14 protein-coding genes and 1 pseudogene are annotated in these 18,016 nt (G+C 64.7%); 8 read left to right on the top strand and 7 right to left on the bottom strand.

Features of this window, described 5'->3' with window-relative positions; all coding sequences use genetic code 11:
- Window positions 1-68: 68 nt before the first annotated feature.
- Window positions 69-1,028 (top strand): LysR family transcriptional regulator, encoded by a 960-nt coding sequence (locus F9288_RS11825; RefSeq protein WP_217482505.1) that lies wholly within the window; start codon window positions 69-71, stop codon window positions 1,026-1,028.
- Window positions 1,029-1,038: 10 nt separating this feature from the next.
- On the opposite strand, the gene F9288_RS11820 is transcribed toward F9288_RS11825, so the two are convergent.
- Window positions 1,039-2,646 (bottom strand): NAD(P)/FAD-dependent oxidoreductase, encoded by a 1,608-nt coding sequence (locus F9288_RS11820; protein WP_174836972.1) that lies wholly within the window; start codon window positions 2,644-2,646, stop codon window positions 1,039-1,041.
- A gap of 148 nt (window positions 2,647-2,794) precedes the next feature.
- Between F9288_RS11820 and F9288_RS11815 the strand changes: the two genes are divergently transcribed.
- The 5 genes and pseudogenes from F9288_RS11815 to F9288_RS11795 all read left to right on the top strand — a co-directional run bounded on the left by F9288_RS11815 (window position 2,795) and on the right by F9288_RS11795 (window position 8,400).
- Entirely contained in the window at window positions 2,795-4,039 is a 1,245-nt protein-coding gene (locus tag F9288_RS11815) for an NAD(P)/FAD-dependent oxidoreductase (protein ID WP_254621200.1), read from the top strand.
- Window positions 4,040-4,043: 4 nt separating this feature from the next.
- Window positions 4,044-5,087, top strand: a pseudogene (locus F9288_RS11810) (MFS transporter); the annotation flags it as partial.
- A gap of 29 nt (window positions 5,088-5,116) precedes the next feature.
- The gene (locus F9288_RS11805; RefSeq protein ID WP_254620856.1) at window positions 5,117-5,680 is read left to right on the top strand and encodes an MFS transporter; all 564 of its coding nucleotides are present in this window, start codon (window positions 5,117-5,119) and stop codon (window positions 5,678-5,680) included.
- Window positions 5,681-5,811: 131 nt separating this feature from the next.
- Entirely contained in the window at window positions 5,812-7,419 is a 1,608-nt protein-coding gene (locus F9288_RS11800; RefSeq protein ID WP_174836969.1) for an FAD-dependent monooxygenase, read from the top strand.
- A 12-nt stretch (window positions 7,420-7,431) separates the two neighbouring features.
- The gene (locus F9288_RS11795; RefSeq protein ID WP_174836968.1) at window positions 7,432-8,400 is read left to right on the top strand and encodes a nitronate monooxygenase family protein; all 969 of its coding nucleotides are present in this window, start codon (window positions 7,432-7,434) and stop codon (window positions 8,398-8,400) included.
- Window positions 8,401-8,406: 6 nt separating this feature from the next.
- Here the strand turns inward: F9288_RS11795 and F9288_RS11790 are convergent, their stop codons facing one another.
- The 3 genes from F9288_RS11790 to F9288_RS11780 form a co-directional block, all read right to left on the bottom strand.
- Window positions 8,407-9,108 (bottom strand): SDR family oxidoreductase, encoded by a 702-nt coding sequence (locus F9288_RS11790; protein WP_217482504.1) that lies wholly within the window; start codon window positions 9,106-9,108, stop codon window positions 8,407-8,409.
- A gap of 28 nt (window positions 9,109-9,136) precedes the next feature.
- The gene (locus F9288_RS11785; RefSeq protein WP_217482503.1) at window positions 9,137-10,438 is read right to left on the bottom strand and encodes a cytochrome P450; all 1,302 of its coding nucleotides are present in this window, start codon (window positions 10,436-10,438) and stop codon (window positions 9,137-9,139) included.
- A 192-nt stretch (window positions 10,439-10,630) separates the two neighbouring features.
- Window positions 10,631-11,581 (bottom strand): LysR family transcriptional regulator, encoded by a 951-nt coding sequence (locus F9288_RS11780; RefSeq protein ID WP_174836966.1) that lies wholly within the window; start codon window positions 11,579-11,581, stop codon window positions 10,631-10,633.
- A 146-nt stretch (window positions 11,582-11,727) separates the two neighbouring features.
- On the opposite strand from F9288_RS11780, the gene hpaH reads away from it, so the two are divergent.
- Both hpaH and F9288_RS11770 read left to right on the top strand, forming a co-directional pair.
- Window positions 11,728-12,636, top strand: a complete 909-nt coding sequence (gene hpaH, locus F9288_RS11775; protein ID WP_254620855.1) for a 2-oxo-hept-4-ene-1,7-dioate hydratase — start codon at window positions 11,728-11,730, stop codon at window positions 12,634-12,636.
- Entirely contained in the window at window positions 12,633-13,805 is a 1,173-nt protein-coding gene (locus tag F9288_RS11770; RefSeq protein ID WP_174836965.1) for an acyl-CoA dehydrogenase family protein, read from the top strand. The genes hpaH and F9288_RS11770 overlap by 4 nt, the downstream gene beginning before the upstream one ends.
- Before the next feature lie 5 nt (window positions 13,806-13,810).
- On the opposite strand, the gene F9288_RS11765 is transcribed toward F9288_RS11770, so the two are convergent.
- Genes F9288_RS11765 through F9288_RS11755 form a run of 3 tightly spaced genes read right to left on the bottom strand, consistent with a single transcriptional unit; the run spans window position 13,811 to window position 18,006 of the window.
- A complete protein-coding gene (locus tag F9288_RS11765) occupies window positions 13,811-15,289 on the bottom strand; it encodes an aldehyde dehydrogenase family protein (RefSeq protein ID WP_254620854.1) in 1,479 nt (492 codons plus the stop codon).
- A gap of 10 nt (window positions 15,290-15,299) precedes the next feature.
- Entirely contained in the window at window positions 15,300-16,895 is a 1,596-nt protein-coding gene (locus F9288_RS11760; protein ID WP_174836964.1) for a GMC family oxidoreductase, read from the bottom strand.
- Window positions 16,888-18,006 (bottom strand): CaiB/BaiF CoA-transferase family protein, encoded by a 1,119-nt coding sequence (locus F9288_RS11755; protein WP_174836963.1) that lies wholly within the window; start codon window positions 18,004-18,006, stop codon window positions 16,888-16,890. Before F9288_RS11755 ends, F9288_RS11760 begins: the two co-directional genes overlap by 8 nt.
- Between the last annotated feature and the right edge of the window lie 10 nt (window positions 18,007-18,016).

Genomic DNA, 18,016 nt, shown 5'->3' with positions numbered 1-18,016 from the left:
GACTATCGAGATTTGACTACGCCTTCAGCCCGGTACGGACGAATATAGTTTCAGCCAATGAGCTATACATGAATTGTATGGCTGACTATGTCCGTCGAATGGATATCTCGCAGCTCAAGACGCTGATACACGTCGCCGAGCTCGGCAGCGTCAGCAAGGCGGCGACGCGGCTCGGCATCGCCCAGCCAGCGCTCAGCCGGCAGATTCGGCTGATGGAGGCCGAGCTCAACGCGCCGCTTTTCACGCGCCACGGACGGGGAATGGTCCTGACCGAACTTGGCCAGCGTTTGCTCGATCCGGCAGGCGAGATACTGGCGTCCCTCGACAAAATCCGGCGGCTCGCGGTCGAGGGCAGCACGTCATACCTCGGGCGCGTGCGCGTAGGCGTAACGCCGACGGTCGCTGAAGTCGCGACACTCCCCCTCGTCCGCGCGATCCGCGACGCGCATCCGCAGCTATCGCTCAGCTTCACCTCGGGCTTTTCCGGGCATCTCGTTGAATGGCTCAAGCGGGGCGAACTCGATTGCTGCGTGGCCTATGATACGCAAGAGAGCGGATTGGTGCGGACGCGCGCCATCCTTGATGAAGCGCTCCTCCTGGTCGGCAGCAGCAAGCAGCGGCTCGCGATGGACTCGCCCGTGACGTTCAAGTCGCTGGCCGGTGAGCATCTCGTGCTGCCCAGCCCCGCGCATGGCCTGCGCAATATCCTCGACGCTTATGCCAGCCGTGCGGGCATCACGCTCACCTCTTCGCTCGAAGTCGATTCGCTTACGGCGATGATCGATCTGGTCCGCGGCGGTTTCGGCATGACGATCCTGCCGCTCGCCCCAATCCATGCACAGGTGCTGAGCGGCGCGCTGACCGCAGCGGCGCTCATCGAGCCTGCACCCAGCAGGCACGTATTGATCGCCTATCCGGCCGATCGCCCTGCGATGCCGGCGGCGCGCTTCGTTGGCGATGCGTTCGCGCAGGTGGCGAGCGACCTGGTGCGGACCGGTCGCTGGGCCGGTCGCATCATCGGCGATTGAGCCGGCATCCCTATGCCGGTGTGATGTCGAAGCCCGAATAGCCCTCGGCCGCGACCGCGTCGCATCGGGCTTCGTAAGCGGGAAAACCAAGCAATGGCATGAACACGCGCGACTTTCCGGGGACGTTCGCGCCGAGATACCAGGAATCGCAACTCGTATAGAGCGTGCCGGCCGCCACTGCGTTGACATGATCGACCCATTCATCCTGCGCACATTGCTGCGGCTCGATCGCCTTTGCGCCGCGCGCGTCGAGATAGGCGATCATGCCGGCAATCCAGTCGACATGCTGCTCTGCGGCGATCGGAACGTTGGCGAGCACCGAAGGACTTCCCGGGCCCGCGAGGATGAACATGTTGGGAAAGCCCAGGGTGCCGACCCCCAGATAGGTTCGCGGCCCGGCGGCCCAGGCATCGCGCAGCGGCACGCCGTCGCGCCCGCGAATGTCCATCGCCAGTAGCGAGCCGGTCATCGCATCGAAACCGGTCGCGAAGATCGCCACGTCGAGCGGATATTCGGTCTCGCCCGCCACCAGCCCCTTTTCGGTGAAGTGCGTGAGCGGGTTCGCCTTTACGTCGACCAGGCGCACATGCGGAAGATTAAACGTCTCGTAATAACCGGTATCGATGCACATGCGCTTGCAGCCCAGAGTCTGCTTGGGGCAAAGTAGCTCGGCGGTCTGCGGGTCCTGCACTGTCGCGCGGATCTGATCGCGGACGAAATCGGCGACGATCGTGTTCGCCTCGAGATCGGACCGCAGGTCGCTATAGGTGGCCTGGATCCCCATCCCCCCTTCCGCCCACCGCGCAAGGAACGCGTCGCGGCGCTCCTCCGGCGAGGCTTCGAACACCGATTTGGGATCAGGATTAAGCCGGTCGGCGCCCCGCGCGCCGACCATCTTGCGGTTGCGCCGACGGAAATCGGCATAGTCCGACTTTACGCGATGCACTTCCGCCGGATGGAGCGGCGCATTGCGCGCCGGAACGGTGTAGGTCGCCGTGCGCTGGAACACGGTCAGCTCCGCCGCCTGCCTCGCGATCATCGGGACCGCCTGGACCCCGGACGACCCCGTCCCGACGATACCGACGCGCTTGCCGGCAAGGTCGACGCCCTCATGCGGCCAGTGCCCGGTATGAAGGATTTGCCCGGCGAAGCGCTGGAAGCTCTCTATCTGCGGCTTCATCGCCGTGGAAAGGCATCCGACCCCGAGAATGAGATAGCGCGATACCGCGATGGAACCGTCGCTGAGCGTGAGGGTCCATGCGCCATCTTCCGCGTCGTAATGCGCCGAGCGAACCTCGGTCTCGAACCGGTAGCTGCGGCGCAGGTCGAAGCGATCGGCGACATGGTTCAGATAAGCGAGGATTTCCGGCTGGCTCGCGAACTTTTCCGTCCACTCCCATTCCTGCTGGAGCGCTTCCGAGAAGCTGTACGAATATTCCATGCTCTCGATGTCGCAGCGCGCGCCCGGGTAGCGGTTCCAATACCAGACGCCGCCGACACCGGCGCCACGCTCATAGCCCTGAACCGACAGTCCCTGCTCGCGCAGCTTGTGGACCGCGTAGAGCCCGGCAAACCCCGCGCCGACCACGATTGCATCGAATCTGATATTTTCAGCCATGCCGCCCATTTCGCGGCCCTACGTCCGGTCGGCATGTCCCTTTCGCGGGGATTGTTCGACGAGGAGCCAGCAAAGATGGGTGAAGGGATACGCTACGATCGCGTCAAACGCCTTTGGGCGCGCCTGGCGGACGTTCTGGAGAGCGGCAGTGACTATTGGTTACGACATTGTCGTCGTCGGAGCGGGCCATGGCGGGGCGCAGGCGGCGATCGCGCTGCGGCAGCAGAAATTCGAAGGAACGATCGCAGTCATCGGCGAGGAGCCTGAGCTACCCTATGAGCGCCCCCCGCTCAGCAAGGAATATCTGGCGAAGGAAAAGAGCTTCGAGCGGATATTGATCCGCCCGGCCGATTTCTGGCGCGACCGCGCGATCACGATGCGGCTGGGCGAGCGCGTCGTCGCAATCGACCCGGACGCGCATGCGCTCCGATGCGCCGACGGGCAAAGCGTTCGCTACGGGACGTTGATCTGGGCAACCGGCGGTCATCCGCGCCGCATGCCCCATGTCGGCATACTCGCGGGCCTTCATCACGTGCGCACGCGCGCCGACGTTGACCAACTCGAGGCCGAGCTCGGCGAGACCGACCGCGTCATCGTCATCGGCGGCGGCTATATCGGGCTCGAGGCGGCAGCCGTGCTTACCAAATTCGGCAAGTCGATCACGGTGCTCGAAGCGCAGGACCGGGTGCTGGCGCGCGTCACCGGCGAGCCGCTTTCGCGCTTCTTTGAAGCCGAGCATCACCGCCACGGGGTGGATATTCGCCTGGGCGTTTCGATCGAGAGTATCGAAGCGCAGGAGGGCCGCGTCTCCGGCGTGCGGCTGGCGACCGGAGAGACGCTGGCGGCGCAGATGATCATCGTCGGCATCGGCATCGTCCCCGCCGTCGAGCCGCTGCTCACCGCAGGCGCGGCGGGCGGCAATGGCGTCACCGTGGATGCGCAATGCCGCACAAACCTGCCCGACATCTTCGCGATCGGCGACTGTGCCGCGCATGCGAACAACTTTGCCGATGGCGCTTTGCTTCGCCTCGAATCGGTGCAGAACGCTACGGACCAGGCAACGCTCGTCGCCAAGACGATCATGGGCCAGGCGCTCCGCTACGACGCCGTGCCCTGGTTCTGGTCCAACCAGTACGACATCAAGCTCCAGACCGTCGGCCTGTCCATAGGCCACGATGCGACGGTGGTGCGCGGCGACCCGGCGATGCGCAGCTTCTCAGTGGTCTATCTGAAGCAGGGCCACGTGATCGCGCTCGATTGCGTCAACATGACCAAGGATTATGTCCAGGGCCGTGCGCTGATTACCTCGCGCATCGTTCTTGATCCCGAGGCAATCGCGCGCGCGGACGTTCCGCTCAAGGAGCTGGCCGCTGCCGCAGCGCCACAACTCTAGGCGGATGAGCAACGGACCGCCCGCCCCGGCAGAAAGCTCTTCGCCCCTTGCCTCGCGAACGTTCAGGGAGATCTGGGCGGCGAACACCGTGTCCAATCTGGGCAGCCTGATCCAGCTGGTCGGCGCGTCATGGCTGATGATCTCGCTCACCACGTCCGAACAGATGATCGCGCTCGTTCAGGCGAGCACGGCACTGCCGCTGATGCTGTTGGCGCTCTGGGGCGGCACCATCGCCGATCGATTCGATCGCCGCGACGTGATGATGATGGCCCAGGCCTTCACGATGATCGTCTCGGCGGCGCTTGCCTTTTGCGCATGGGCGGGATGGCTGAGCCCGTGGTCGCTGCTGATCTTCACCTTCCTCATCGGATGCGGGGGCGCGATGAAGACCCCGGCGTGGCAGGCCGCAGTCGGCGAGATGGTGCCGCGAGCCGCGTTGCCCAGCGCGATCGCATTGAACAGCGTCGGCTTCAACCTTGCCCGCAGCGTAGGCCCGGCGATTGGAGGGCTTATCGTCGCGGCCGGAGGACCAGCTGTCGCCTTCATCGCCAATGCGCTCAGCAACATCGGCATGCTCGCCGCACTCCGTCGCTGGCGCCGCCCGCGCACGACGCGCACGCTACCCCGGGAAAGCTTTCTCGCCGCCATCGATGCCGGCATCCGGTATGTCGCAATGGCCCCGGCAATCCTGACAGTGCTTCCCCGCGCCGCATTGTTTGGGCTGACAGCGAGCAGCGTACAGGCACTGCTGCCGCTGATCGTGCGCGACCGCATGCATGGCGATGCCTTCACTTATGGGCTGCTGCTCGGCGCTTTCGGGCTTGGCGCGGTGGCGGGCGGGTTGGGCATCGCGAAGCTCGGCAGGCGCTGGTCGCCCGAACAGCTCTCGCGCATCTTCTCGCTGGCGTTCGTGATCGGGACCGTCGGCATCGCGCTCAGTCCCTGGCTCGCAATGTCGCTCGCAGCCCTCGCGCTGACGGGTGCCGGCTGGCTCGTCACCTTTTCCACGCTGAACGTGACAGTGCAGATGAACGCGCCCAATTGGGTGCTCGCGCGCGCGCGCTGGCACTCTATCAGATGGCCGCCTTTGGGGGAGTCGCGGCAGGCAGCTGGCTCGGCGGTTTCCTGGCTGATCACCATGGCGTTCGCGACGCGCTGCTCGTCTCCGCCGTGCTTCAGCTCGGCGTCATCTCATTGACGCGCTGGCTGCCGCTGCGCGGTTCGAACAACCTCGACCTTATGCCATTCAGCGGCCGGAAGCCGATCGAGGCGAAAGTCGCCCCGGATCGACAGAATAGTCCGGTAGTGCTGTTCACCGAGTTCCGCATCCACGTGGCGGATCACCCCAAATTCCTAGGGCTCATGCAGGAACGGAGGCGCATCCGCGGGCGCAATGGCGCGCGGCGCTGGCAACTGCTCCAGGATATGAGTGATCCCGAAATCTGGATCGAAACCATCCACTTGCGCGCCTGGTCGGACTACCTGCGCCACCGCGAACGCATCGCCGAATACGAAGCTCAGCTTTTCGCACAAATCCGCGCGCTCGACCGCGGTGACGAAGCGCCGCGAATTCGCCGGTTTGTAGTCGCCCCTCAGAGCCATTCCACCGAGGCCTCCGTAATGCCGACCGATCTGGCGTAGCAAATGTACCCCGACCCGGGACATTGCGCGGCGCCGAAGAGAGCGGCATCGCAGTGAACAATGCCTGATACTCGACAGAAAGCAGCTATCCCGCTCCCCGAAACGGCGGCGTGCACCGCAAGGGCGCCCCGATGACAATGGATGCGCCGGTCCTGATCGTCGGAGGAGGGCCTGTCGGGCTCGCCACCGCGCTCGACCTCGGCCGCCGCGGTGTTGCCAGCATCGTCGTGGAGCGCGATGCCGGCACCGGCATCGAACTGCTCGCCAAGGCGGGAACGCTCAACGAGCGCACGATGGAGATATGCCGCTTCTGGGGCATCGCCGATGCCGTCGCCGAATGCGGCTTTCCCGACGACGTCAATCTCGACACGATCTACTGCACGGCACTCGACGGCCTCTATATCGGCGCGGATCCGCGTCCGGCGACAAGTGGCAGGACGCCGCCCGATGGCGCCGTCGAGATGCTTCGGAAATGCCCGCAATTCCTGTTCGATCCGATCCTGGCAAAAGCGGCGGAAGCGACCGGCAAGGTCAACCTGCTCTACGGCCACCGCTTCGAACGGATGGAACAGGACGATGACGGCGTCGCAATCCACGTGACCGAGATCGCCACCGGCGCGACACAGACGCTGCGCGGGCGGTACCTCGTCGCCTGCGACGGCGCGGGCAGCCGTATCCGCCGCGGGCTCGACGTGGATTTTCCGGGCCGGATGCTCAGCTATTCGGTGAGTGCGATGATCCGCGCGGAGCTGGGCGACACCAAATTCGGCGTGCGCAACCGCTACATGTTCGTCGACGAGAAGGGAACCTGGGCCAATCTCACCTCGGTCGATGGCCGCACCCTATGGCGGTTCACCCTGGTCGGCAACGAGGAAAAGCTCGACCCTGCCGTCCACGACATTGGCGAAGACATCGCACGAGCGTTCGGGCCGGATATTCCGGTCGAGATCCTGCGCGTCCTACCCTGGCGGAGAAGCCAGTGCACAGCCGCGCGCTACCGGGTGGGCAACGTCTTCCTGGCAGGAGACGCGGCGCACACCACGTCGCCGACCGGCGGGCATGGCCTGAACACCGGCGTGGGCGACGCCCTGTCGCTTGGCTGGCTACTCCACGCCACGCTCACTGACCAGGGCGGTCCGGCGCTACTCGACGCCTATGAGGCCGAACGGCGCCCGGTCGCGATGCGCAACAGCTCGATCTCGACCGAGAATTTCACCAACTGGATCGCAGCCGCGAACTTCTCAGACGTGCTCGCACCCGGCGAGCAGGGCGATGACGCACGCGCGCGGATCGGTGCGGAAATGAGCGCCGCGTTGCAACAGGAATGGACCTCGACTGGCGTCGGCCTGGGCTATCGCTACGAGGGGTCACCGCTCATCGTTCCCGACGGCACGCCCGCGCCGCTGGATCCGCCCGAGACCTATCGCCAGACTGCCCGCCCCGGCCACCGCGCGCCGCATGCCTGGCTGTCCAACGGCCGCTCGACGATCGACCTGTTCGGGTACGGCTATGTGCTGCTGCGCTTCGACCCCGAGGCAAGCGTCGCGGCATTGACCGGCGCCGCGCGCGAACAGGGCGTGACCCTGGCGGTCATCGACATCGCGGATCCTTCGATCGCGCGGCTCTATGAGCGCGCCCTCGTGCTCGTCCGGCCCGACGCGCACGTCTGCTGGCGCGGGGATATTTTGCCTGACGATGAGGCCGCCCGCCGATTGATCCGGACGGTTACGGGGTTCTGACGGCGATCGCCAATGACGCTGCCCGCCGATATCCGCGCGCAACTGCGATTGCCGCTGGTCTGCGCGCCAATGATCCACGTCTCGGGCCCACGCCTGGTGACTGCCGCGTGCAAGGCCGGAATCATGGCGGCCCTGCCGCGCCATAACGCCGCGAGCTTCGAGCAGTTCGAGCAATGGCTGCGCAAAATCCATGATGCGCTTGCACGACGGCTGGACGAGGCCTCGGACGCGCCGGTGGGACCGCTCGCGGTCAATCTCTCGACCGCGCTCGACACCGCCGAGTTGGCCCGTGAGCTCGACCTGTATCGCCGTTATGGGGTCGATATCGTCATCTCCGCGCGCGGCAATCCGACGGAACTCGCCAGGCGTGTGCATGACTGGGGCGGGCGGATCTTCCACGACGTCACCAGTCTGCGTTTCGCCGAAAAGGCTATCGAGGCACAGGTCGATGGCATCACATGCATCGCCTCGGGAGCCGGTGGGCATTCGGGCCAGATCAGTGCGTTCGCGCTGGTGCCGCGCATCCGCGCGATGTTCGCCGGAACGATCCTGCTGGGCGGCGCGATCTCGACCGGCGCGGGCGTGCGTGCGGCCGAGATGCTCGGCGCCGACCTAGCCTATCTGGGCACACGCTTCATCGCCACGTCGGAGGCCGAAGCGCCCGACGAGTATAAGGCGATGCTGGTCGCCGGGGACGCCGAGGACGTGATTTTCTCGACGGCGATCAACGGCGTCGGCGCGAACTGGCTGAAAGCGTCGTTGCGCGACATTGGGCTCGCCCCTGAGTCCCTGCCCCGCTCCCCCGGGCGAGGCGATTACAGCCATCTGCCCGAAGGCACGCGGCCATGGCGCGACATCTTCAGCGCCGGCCAGGGACTGGCCGCGATCGCTGCGATCGAGAGCGTCGAGAGTCTGGTGGAAAGACTCGAGAGCGAATATCGGGCCGCCTGCGCAGTTCCCATCTTCTCTCCGGCAGGCTGACGACAGTCAGTGCCGCTGGTCCGCCGAATAGAGGCGGAGGTGCGGGATGTTGGCGTGGTCCGGGCGTTCGAGCACGTAGCGCACCGCATCCGCCAGGTCGGCGGGATCGAGCTTGCGCACCGCGACGTTCGAGCTGCGCGGCTGGCCCGGCACGCGATCGAAAAGATCGGTGTCGGTGGTGCCCGGCGCGATCACGCCCACACGGACGCCCGTCCCGGCCAGTTCGATCCGCAACGCCTCGCTGAACCCCTCCACGGCGCGCTTGGTGCCGGCATATACGCCGCAGCCCGGTGTCGTGAGGGTCGCACTGATGCTCGACAAATTGACGATGTGGCCGCTTCCCTGCGCAGCCATGGCACGCGCGAAGAGATAGCAGTTGCGCACCACCGCAGTGAAATTGACTGCGATCATCCGCTCCATCGCGTCGAGGTCGATTGCGTCGGCCGAGCCGTTGCGGAAGATGCCGGCATTGTTGACCAGCACTTCTGCGCATCCGAACCGCCCCAGCGCCGCAGCAAGCAGCTCCTGCCCGGTCTTCGCGTCCGCGATGTCGCCGGCCACGATCGCAGCATCGGCGCCAAACTCCTCGCGCAACGCGTCGAGTTCGGAGTCCGCCAGCGCGTTCAGCACCAGCCGGGCCCCGAGTGGCCGCAATGCGCGTGCAATCGCTCTGCCGATCCCGCTCGAAGCGCCGGTGATCGCGACCACTCTGCCGTCAAGCGTGGTCATGTGCCGATCAGCTCGCCAGCTTGTAGCGCACCGGAAGGCGCTTGAGCCCGCCAACCAGAATCGAGTCGACGCGCTTGGGCTCACCCGCCAGCTCGATGCTTTCGACGCGGTTGAAGAACTCCTCGAAGAAGATCGCCATTTCCATCTTGGCGAGATGCTGACCCAGGCAGACGTGTGCGCCATAGCCGAACGCCATCTGCGGATTGGGCGCGCGATCGACGCGGAACTCGAACGGCGCATCGAAGATGTCCTCGTCGCGGTTAGCTGAAGGATAACATAGCATCAGCCAGTCGCCCGCGCGGATCGTCTGCCCGCGCAGTTCATAATCGGAGAGCGCCGTGCGCATGAAATGACTGACCGGCGAGGTCCAGCGGATCGCCTCGTTAACCAGCGAGGGGATCAGGCTGCGGTCTGCCTTGACCTTGGCGAACTCCTCCGGCCGCTCGGCCAGCGCCAATGCCGCGCCGGCGGTAGAGGATGCGGTGGTGTCGTGCCCCGCCGTCGCGATCGTCATGTAATAGCTTACCGCATCGGCCTCGGCGATGGGCTGCCCGTCGATCGTCGAGTTCGCGATCACCGAGGCAAGGTCGCCGGTTGGATTGGCACGGCGGTTGGCGATCAGCGCCGCGAAATAACCGTACATCTCGTTCACGACATCGTGGTTCGACGTGGCGCCGACCGAGTTGCCGGTCTGAATGCCCGCGATCTCGGTATCGCGCGGATTGAAGAAGCGCTGTGTCATGGAGAGCAGCATGTCCTCGTCCGAACGCGGCAGCTGCAACAGGCTCAGGATGACACGGAGCGGAAAGCGGTGCGATACGGCATTGAGGAAGTCGATCTCGTCATGCCCGACCATTGCGTCGATCGCTTCGCGGGCGATCTCGCGGATGTCCTGCTCAAGCATCTTGATGCCCTTGGGCGCGAACTGCCCGGCGGTTATCAGCCGGTAGCGCATGTGCACCGGCGCATCCATGGTGAGAAGCGAGCGGTTGACAGCACGCTTTCCTTCCGCCTCCACCCTGGCAACGTGGCCCGCGAAGTTCCGGTCGATCAGTGTCTTTCGGGCCCCGTTGTTCGCAAAGATGCCCGGCTGGCGGCCGATTTCCTGGATATCGTCATACTTCGTCACCATCCAGAACGGGTCGTAGCCCTCGGCCTGCGCGACGCTCAGCGGCATATTCTGGCGCAGCCACGTAAAATCCTTCTGGAGCTGATTCCATTCGCCATATGCCTTGGGGTTCACGATACGCGCTGCTATGTCGCTCGGCATATGGGCCGCAGCGATCTCGGCCGATATCTTAGTAGCCATATCAAGCATCTTTCCTCAAGAATGTCGGGCGATCGCTACATTGGGGAAACCGCTTCGTGCCGATCGGACCGACCGCATCCGGAAGCGCCGCGGCCCTCGCAGCCTTCGCCGTGCAACGGTGTCTCGCACGCCTCGACAGGGCCGTCCTTCGATTTTGCCGACCAGCAGAAATAGCCGAAACCTATGGGAGGATCATTCGTCCTCGACAGGCGAGGCCAGCCAACGCCCGTCCGCAATCATTTCGCGCAACAGCTGCCGCGCCAGATCCTCGACCTCGATCGACGCGCGTGTGAGCGGCTGTGCGGGGTTCCGCACAAAGGCCACGCTGCGGGACAAGTCGATGCCTTCAACGTGCGCGGCCGAGAGTTCTCCGCCCGCCAGTTCACTGCGGATCGCCGCATGCGGGAGGAGCGTATACCCCAGACGCGATGCGACCAGGGTCTTGGTATGCGCCAGCGAATCAATCTCGATCGTGGTGGAGAGCGAGAGATCCTCCATGTGCAGCTGCCGCTCGACAAGTTCGCGCAGGCCATGTGATACCGACGGAAGGATGAAGCCATAGGTTTTGAGCGCCGGTTGCTCGATCGGCTGCGTGGCGATGCCAAAGGCATCGGTTTCTCCAAATGCGCCGGCGGGCCCGACAAGCAAGAGCGTCTCGCGTGCAATCACTTTGGTCGAAAGGTGGCGCGTGCCTTCAGCGGCATAGAGGATGCCCAGTTCGATCCGCCCTTCCTCCAGCCATCTGCGAATCGTTCCGGTCATCGCCTCGCGGACATGGATGTTGACCAATGGCAATGATCTTCGCGCCGCGACGAGAAGCGGCACACCGAGGATCATGCTGGCCGTCGCCGGCAGGCCTACCGCTACATTCCCCTGCGGCACGCGTTCGGTTGCCTGAACCTCCTCCCGAGCCCGGTTCATCGCCTGGAGGATCGTCGCGGCGTGCTCCTGCAGCATTCGCCCCGCATCGGTCGCCACTACCCCGCGCGAGGTCCGGCGAAACAGCTTGGTGCCGAATTCGTCTTCGAGCCGGAGCAGCTGCTGACTCAATGAGGGTTGAGCGATTCCCAAGCGGTCGGCCGCTTCGGTAATCGAGGCGCAGCGCCCTATCATCACAAAATTACGAAGTTGGATCTCGTCCATCGGCCACGCGCACTGGTTACCTATTGGTCACTCCCTACACGGAGCCACAGCTAGAAACTATGGCGCGTATCGCGACCGCGCGATGGCGCACAAGACCGCCCCCCTTTAGCCAGAGGGTTAGGAAAACAGGGGAGGAATTCCAGGCGATGTCGCCAGTAGCCAGTACGCCGCATATGCCTGACCCGGAAGTCCTGCGCCCTGATGGCGGAAGGGATGCGTTGAACGGCGAGCGTTTCCTAGAAACTGCGATCGTCACCGACCTTGCGAAGCGGCTGGACCAGGCAGAACGTGATCGTAAGCAGATCCCGCAATTCTCGCTGGAACACCCCCAGATGACGATTGCCGACGCCTATGCGATCCAGCGCGCCTGGGTCGAGATCAAGCGCACGGCGGGACGCAAGCTGATCGGTCACAAGATCGGCCTCACCAGCCGGGCGATGCAGCGAACCTCGAACATCACCGAACCCGACTATGGCGCATTGCTCGACGACATGATGTTCGAGCCCGGTGGCGACATCGATATGTCCCGCTTCATACTGCCCCGGGTTGAGCTCGAGCTTGCCTTCATCCTCAAAGCGCCGCTCGAAGGACCCGATTGCACGATCTACGACGTGCTCAACGCCACCGACCATATCGTACCAGCGATCGAGATCATCGACCAGCGCATCCAGCCGGTCGATCCCGCGTCCGGGAGGACGCGGAAGGTGTTCGACACGATCTCAGACAATGCCTCCAATGCCGGCATCGTGCTGGGCGGGCGGCCGGTTCGCCCCGACGACCTCGACCTGCGCTGGGTATCGGCCTTGTGCTACCGCAATGGCGTCATCGAGGATTCAGGAGTCGCGGCGGCCGTGCTCAATCAACCAGCGAACGGGCCGGCCTGGCTTGCGAACAAGCTCCATCCTTATGGAGAGAGACTGGAAGCGGGCGAGGTGATCCTCGGAGGGTCCTTCACTGCGCCGGTCTCGGTCCGCCACGGCGATACCTTCCACTTCGATTATGGTCCGCTCGGTGCGATCGCATTCCGGGCAGTGAACGCGCCGGAGGCTGCATGACCGATTTCGCCGCAATCGGAGGATGGGAATTGCCGGCGGAGCTCGAAATGCTCCGCGACACCGTACGGCGCTTCATTGCCAACGAAGTTGCCCCGGCAGAGGCGACGCTGGAGGTCGGCCAAGCCAAGCTCGATCCCGAAAAGCAGGCGGCTCTCCAGGAAAAGGCGCGCGCCGCAGGACTGTGGGCTCTCGCGACGCCAGAGCGATTCGGCGGTGCTGGGATGAGCGTGCTTGCGCAAGTGGTGGTCGCCGAGGAGGCGGCAAAGTGCCGCCTTGGCGCTTTCTTTCCCGCCGCAGGCGCGATCGCCGGCGATCCGCCATCAGTGATCTTCCATGGAACGCCGGATCAGTTCGAGCGCTACGGCCGACCCATCGTCGAGGGCCGCATGCCGAAAGCGTTTACCGCCATCAGCGAAGCCTCCGGCGGATCTGATCCGGCACGTGCGATCCAGTGCCGCGCCGTGCGCGATGGCGACCATTATGTCCTGAACGGATCCAAGACCTGGATCACCCACGCTGATCGGGCGCATTGGGGCATCGTCTATGCCAGAACCGGCGAGTCCGGCCGCCGCGACGGCATTAGCTGTTTCATCGTCGAGACCGATACGCCCGGCCTCACGCGTACGCCCATTCCGGTGCTGATCTCGAACAGCCCCAACGAACTGCATTTCGATGATGCGCGCATACCCGTCGCCAATCGCATCGGCGAAGAAGGCGCCGGCTTTGCACTCGCTGATGATTTCCTCACTCGGGGCCGGATAACCTACGGCGCCGGGCCGATCGGAATCGCGGAAGAGGCGCTCCGGCTAACCGTCGAATGGGCAAAGGAGCGAAGCGTCTTCGGTGGGCTTCTCGCAGACAAGCAGGGCGCGCAATGGATGCTTGCCGACTGCCGCATCGCGCTCGACGCCGCGCGCCTGCTCACCTATCGCGCCGCCTGGAAAGCGGATCGTGGCGAGCCCGCCCGCGCCGAAGCTGCGATGGCCAAATGGAGCGCGACCGAAGCGGCCTTCAAGACGCTCGATACCTGCATCCAGCTGTTCGGCGGCATGGGCGTATCCTGCGAATTGCCGCTCGAGCGCTGGTTCCGCGAGTTGCGAATCAAGCGGCTCGGCGAGGGAGCGACCGAGATTCAGCGGATGATCGTCGCGCGAGCGCTGTTCGCCTGACACAATCAGGCGACGTGATAGGCGATCGTCTTGATATAAGTGAATTCGTGCAGCCCGACCTCGCCAAATTCACGTCCATAGCCGGAGCGCTTGATCCCGCCGAACGGGTGGTACGAGCTCATCTTGCCCGAGCCACCGTTCAGATTGACCTTGCCTGTGCGCAGCTGCAGCGCGAGCTCATACGCGCGCCCGACATCGGCGGAATAGATGCCACCGGACAGACCGAAATCGCTGTCGTTGGCGATGGCTATCGCCTCTTCGTCGGTATCGTAGCCGATCACCACCCCAAGCGGGCCAAAGGCTTCCTCCTGTGCCACGCGCCAGCGATTGTCGACATCATCCAACAATGTAGGCTCGTAGAAGAAGCCGCGATCGAAGCCCGGGGGAATACGGCCGCCGGTAATCAGCTTGGCACCGTCGTCGATCGCCGAATCGACCAATGTCTGGACCCGCTCGCGCGCCGCGGCGCGGATCAGCGGCCCCATACGCGTCGCCGGATCCGCGGGATCGCCGATCTTGACCGTGCGAAACATCTCGGCGAGCCGCCCGACGAATTCCGCACGCACCGAATTATGGACAACAAAACGCGTCATCGCTGCGCAGGCCTGGCCTGCGTGGAAGGTAAGGCTGCCGAGGGCGTTTTGCGCCGCCGCGACGAGATTGCCGTCGGCGCGCACGATCATCGCCGATTTCCCGCCGAGTTCCATGATGCACCGTTTCAGCGTCGCTGCCGCCTGCGCCTGTATAGCTGCGCCTACGCGGTCCGAGCCGGTGAAGGTGATCAGGTCGATACGGGGATCGGTGGTGAGCACCTCGCCCACCGACAGGTCGCCATTCACGACGTTGAACACACCGGGCGGCAACCCGGCGGCCTCGGCAGCCTCGGCGAGGATGAAGGCGGAGAGCGGCGTCAGCTGCGACGGCTTGAGGATGACCGAATTACCCATCAGCAGCGCGGGCACCGCCTTGCCCATGTTGAGCGTGAACGGCACGTTGAAGGGCGTGATCGCAAGGCAGACCCCCACGGGCTCGCGAACCGCGACACCGCCGCCCAGCATGATGCGGCCATCCGCCTGCACCACCGGCTCGAGCGGCAAGGGCTGCGCCTCTTGCCGAAGGGCCAGTTGGACATAGTAGCGCGAATGCTCGATGCCCGTCGCGAACTGCATGGTGCGCGCGAAGGGCTGGATCGATCCGGTTTCCATTGCGACCAGCGCGCGCAGGCTCTCGGTCCGTGCTTCAATCCAGTCGCACATTGCAGTGATTTTCGCCGCGCGCTCCTCCATCGTCATGCGCGGCCAGGGGCCCGCGTCGAACGCGGTTCGCGCCGTGTCCAGCGCCGCCTCGACATCCTCGACCCCCGCGAGCCCGGCATGGGCGATTACCACTTCGGAGGCCGGGTCGATGACGGCTTCGCGCATCCCGCCCTTTGGCGCGATCCACTCGCCGCCAATGTAGAGGCAGCCTTCATGCGCGATACTCAACTTCGTTCTCCTAGGCTCGCTGCAGGACAAAATCGGCGCAGCGTTCGCCGATCATGATCGCCGGCGCATTAGTGTTCCCGCTCACCAGATTGGGCATGATGGAGGCGTCCGCCACACGCAGGCGCGGAACGCCATGCACGCGCAATTCGGCATCGACCACAGCCCCAGGATCGCTCACCGGTCCCATCTTGCACGTCCCGCACGGGTGATAGACCGTCTTCACGACGCTAGCGATGTGCGTTTCGATCGCCGCATCGCTGAGTTCTTCTTCAGGCCCATGCCCCGGTGCCAGCTCGCAAGCGAGCAACTGCGCAAGCGACGGCGAATGGAGGATGCGCCGCGCGAGCCGCACGCCCCGGACCAAGGTCGCCATGTCGTCCCTGTGACCAAGCACATTGCCGTTGATGTGGACGGGCGCGGTGGGGTCTTGGCCAGTAATTCGGACTGATCCACGCGCGCTCGGGCGCAGAACGCAGGGGCTGATGGAAATGCCGTGACCCGGCAAGGGTGGGCGCTCGGCATCCCCGGTCAGCGCCGCTACCACGGTGAACTGGATATCGGGCCGGCCGCTGCCGTCCGTGCAAGCGAACCCGCCCGATTCAACGATGTTCGAGGTCAGCAACCCGGATTTGAACATCAGCCATTGCAGGCCGTGGCGCACAGCAGCCAGCCCCTTGTCGGCACCCAGCAGGCTGATTGGATCACGCGTCTGGCCGTAGACACCTGCCTGGAAATGGTCCTGGAAATTCTCCCCGACACCCTTCAGTGCCCGCACTACGGGAATGCCGTGCTCGACGAGCAGCGGCTCGGGGCCGATACCGGAAAGCTGAAGCACCTTGGGCGAACCGAAGGCGCCCGCGGCCACGATGACCTCCTCACGCGCCATGGCTTGCTGAACCGTACCGTCGCTAGCGTGATACCGCACGCCGGTTGCAGCGCCGTTCTCCGTCGTCACCGCCTCGACATGGGCATCACAACGTAGCGTGAGCAGCGGATTGCTCCGCACGCGCGACAGGAATGCGACGGCGGTAGATTGGCGCCGGCCTTCGGCGGACGTGGTCTGGTAGAATCCCACCCCTTCCTGCGATGCGCCATTGAAATCGTCGTTGTAGGGAAGGCCTGCTTCCTGCCCCGCCCGCACAAAGGCGTAGCTCAGTGGATGGTGATATCCCGCGTCGGACACCTTGAGCGCGCCGTCCACGCCGTGGAACGGCTCTGAATATTTCTGATTGGCCTCGCCGCGCTTGAACACCGGAAGCACATCTTCCCAGCTCCAGCCTTCACATCCAGACGCTTGCCACTGGTCGTAATCCTCGGCCTGTCCCCGGATGTAGACCATGCCGTTGATCGAGGATCCGCCGCCGAGCAACCGGCCCTGCTTCATATAGACGCGCCGGCCGCCGACGGCCGCCTCAGGCTCGGTCCAGAGATGCCAGGACAGGTTCTTGGCGATCTTCTGGAGACCGCCGGGCATCGAGATGAAGAAGTCGTGATCCTGGGGGCCGGATTCGAGCAGCAGGACGCTCTTCCCCGCTTCGACCAATCGCGTGGCCAGCACGCACCCCGCCGACCCCGCCCCGATCACCACATAGTCATAGCTATTCATCGGTTGTCGATATGGGCAAGGCTGCCGGATCGGCCATGTCCCTATGCGGGGGACCCCGCCATCGCGAGAGTACGGCCTCCGCGGTGATTTCGCTTGCCTGCTTCGCGGCACCGGACACGCCCCCGAAGCGGGGCGCGGCGGCAGGCAGGGGGCCGGAGAAGATTCCCCGCGCCACATTGTGCGGAAACCGGCGAGCCTCGGCAAAACTGAGCACGGGCGCAACGCAGGCGTCCGTCCGAGCGAAAATCTCGGCCCATTCGTCCCGCGGACGGGAAGCGAAGCATGCCGCGAACGCCGCCTCCATCGCATCCCAGCCATCCCGGTCACGCTGGACGAAGCGGGTGCCTTCGATGCCGAGGCCCTCCAGCAAAAGGCTAAAAAACTGGGGCTCAATCGCGGCAACCGATACATATTTGCCGTCGGCGCAGGTGTAACAGCGATAATAAGGCGCGGCGCCATCGAGCAGGTTTTCCGCGCGGCAATCCTGCCAGTCCCCCGCGTTCATCATGCCGTGAATTCCGCTCGACAGCGCTGCCACCCCGTCTACCATCGCGGCATCGATCACGGAGCCTCGTCCGGTTTCGCGCGCGCTCAGCACCCCGGCGAGAAGCCCGATCATAGCGAAGGTGGTGCCGCCGCCGTAGTCCCCGACCAGATTCAGCGGAGGCGGCGGTGGCCGGTCTGCTCCGCCTATCGCATTCAGCACGCCGGTAATCGCAATATAATTCAGGTCGTGCCCGGCGCGCGCGGCGAGAGGACCATTTTGCCCCCAGCCGGTCATGCGCACGTAGACCAGGCGCGGGTTCGCCGCGAGACATGCCTCCGGACCCAATCCCAGCCTCTCCATCACGCCCGGCCTGAAACCTTCCATGAGCCCATCGGCTTCAGCGAGTAAACGGAGCACTGTCTCACGTCCCTCGGGTGATTTTAGATCAATCCTAACGACGGGGCGATTGCGCAGCAGATCGGCGCCCCCCGCCCGGTCGGAGATACCCGCGCGTGCAATGCGCAGGACCTCAGTGCCCATATCCGCAAGCAGCTTCGCCGCAAGCGGCACTGGGCCCATCGAATCAAACTCGATCAATTTCATTCCTGCCAGAGGTCCGGCCATCGTGCTTTTC

It is taken from the genome of Sphingomonas sp. CL5.1, from assembly GCF_013344685.1.
Lineage (GTDB): Bacteria > Pseudomonadota > Alphaproteobacteria > Sphingomonadales > Sphingomonadaceae > Sphingomonas.
Note: the sequence above shows the minus strand (reverse complement) of the source record. Positions and strands in the feature narration are given on the sequence as shown.

What these genes read in the sequence shown, in the direction of transcription:
- F9288_RS11825 (WP_217482505.1), top strand. Translation starts at nt 69, where the DNA reads ATGAATTGTATGGCTGACTATGTCCGTCGAATGGATATCTCGCAGCTC.
- F9288_RS11820 (WP_174836972.1), bottom strand. Translation starts at nt 2,646, where the DNA reads ATGGCTGAAAATATCAGATTCGATGCAATCGTGGTCGGCGCGGGGTTT.
- F9288_RS11805 (WP_254620856.1), top strand. Translation starts at nt 5,117, where the DNA reads ATGGCCGCCTTTGGGGGAGTCGCGGCAGGCAGCTGGCTCGGCGGTTTC.
- F9288_RS11800 (WP_174836969.1), top strand. Translation starts at nt 5,812, where the DNA reads ATGACAATGGATGCGCCGGTCCTGATCGTCGGAGGAGGGCCTGTCGGG.
- F9288_RS11795 (WP_174836968.1), top strand. Translation starts at nt 7,432, where the DNA reads ATGACGCTGCCCGCCGATATCCGCGCGCAACTGCGATTGCCGCTGGTC.
- F9288_RS11785 (WP_217482503.1), bottom strand. Translation starts at nt 10,438, where the DNA reads ATGGCTACTAAGATATCGGCCGAGATCGCTGCGGCCCATATGCCGAGC.
- F9288_RS11780 (WP_174836966.1), bottom strand. Translation starts at nt 11,581, where the DNA reads ATGGACGAGATCCAACTTCGTAATTTTGTGATGATAGGGCGCTGCGCC.
- hpaH (WP_254620855.1), top strand. Translation starts at nt 11,728, where the DNA reads ATGTCGCCAGTAGCCAGTACGCCGCATATGCCTGACCCGGAAGTCCTG.
- F9288_RS11770 (WP_174836965.1), top strand. Translation starts at nt 12,633, where the DNA reads ATGACCGATTTCGCCGCAATCGGAGGATGGGAATTGCCGGCGGAGCTC.
- F9288_RS11760 (WP_174836964.1), bottom strand. Translation starts at nt 16,895, where the DNA reads ATGAATAGCTATGACTATGTGGTGATCGGGGCGGGGTCGGCGGGGTGC.
- F9288_RS11755 (WP_174836963.1), bottom strand. Translation starts at nt 18,006, where the DNA reads ATGGCCGGACCTCTGGCAGGAATGAAATTGATCGAGTTTGATTCGATG.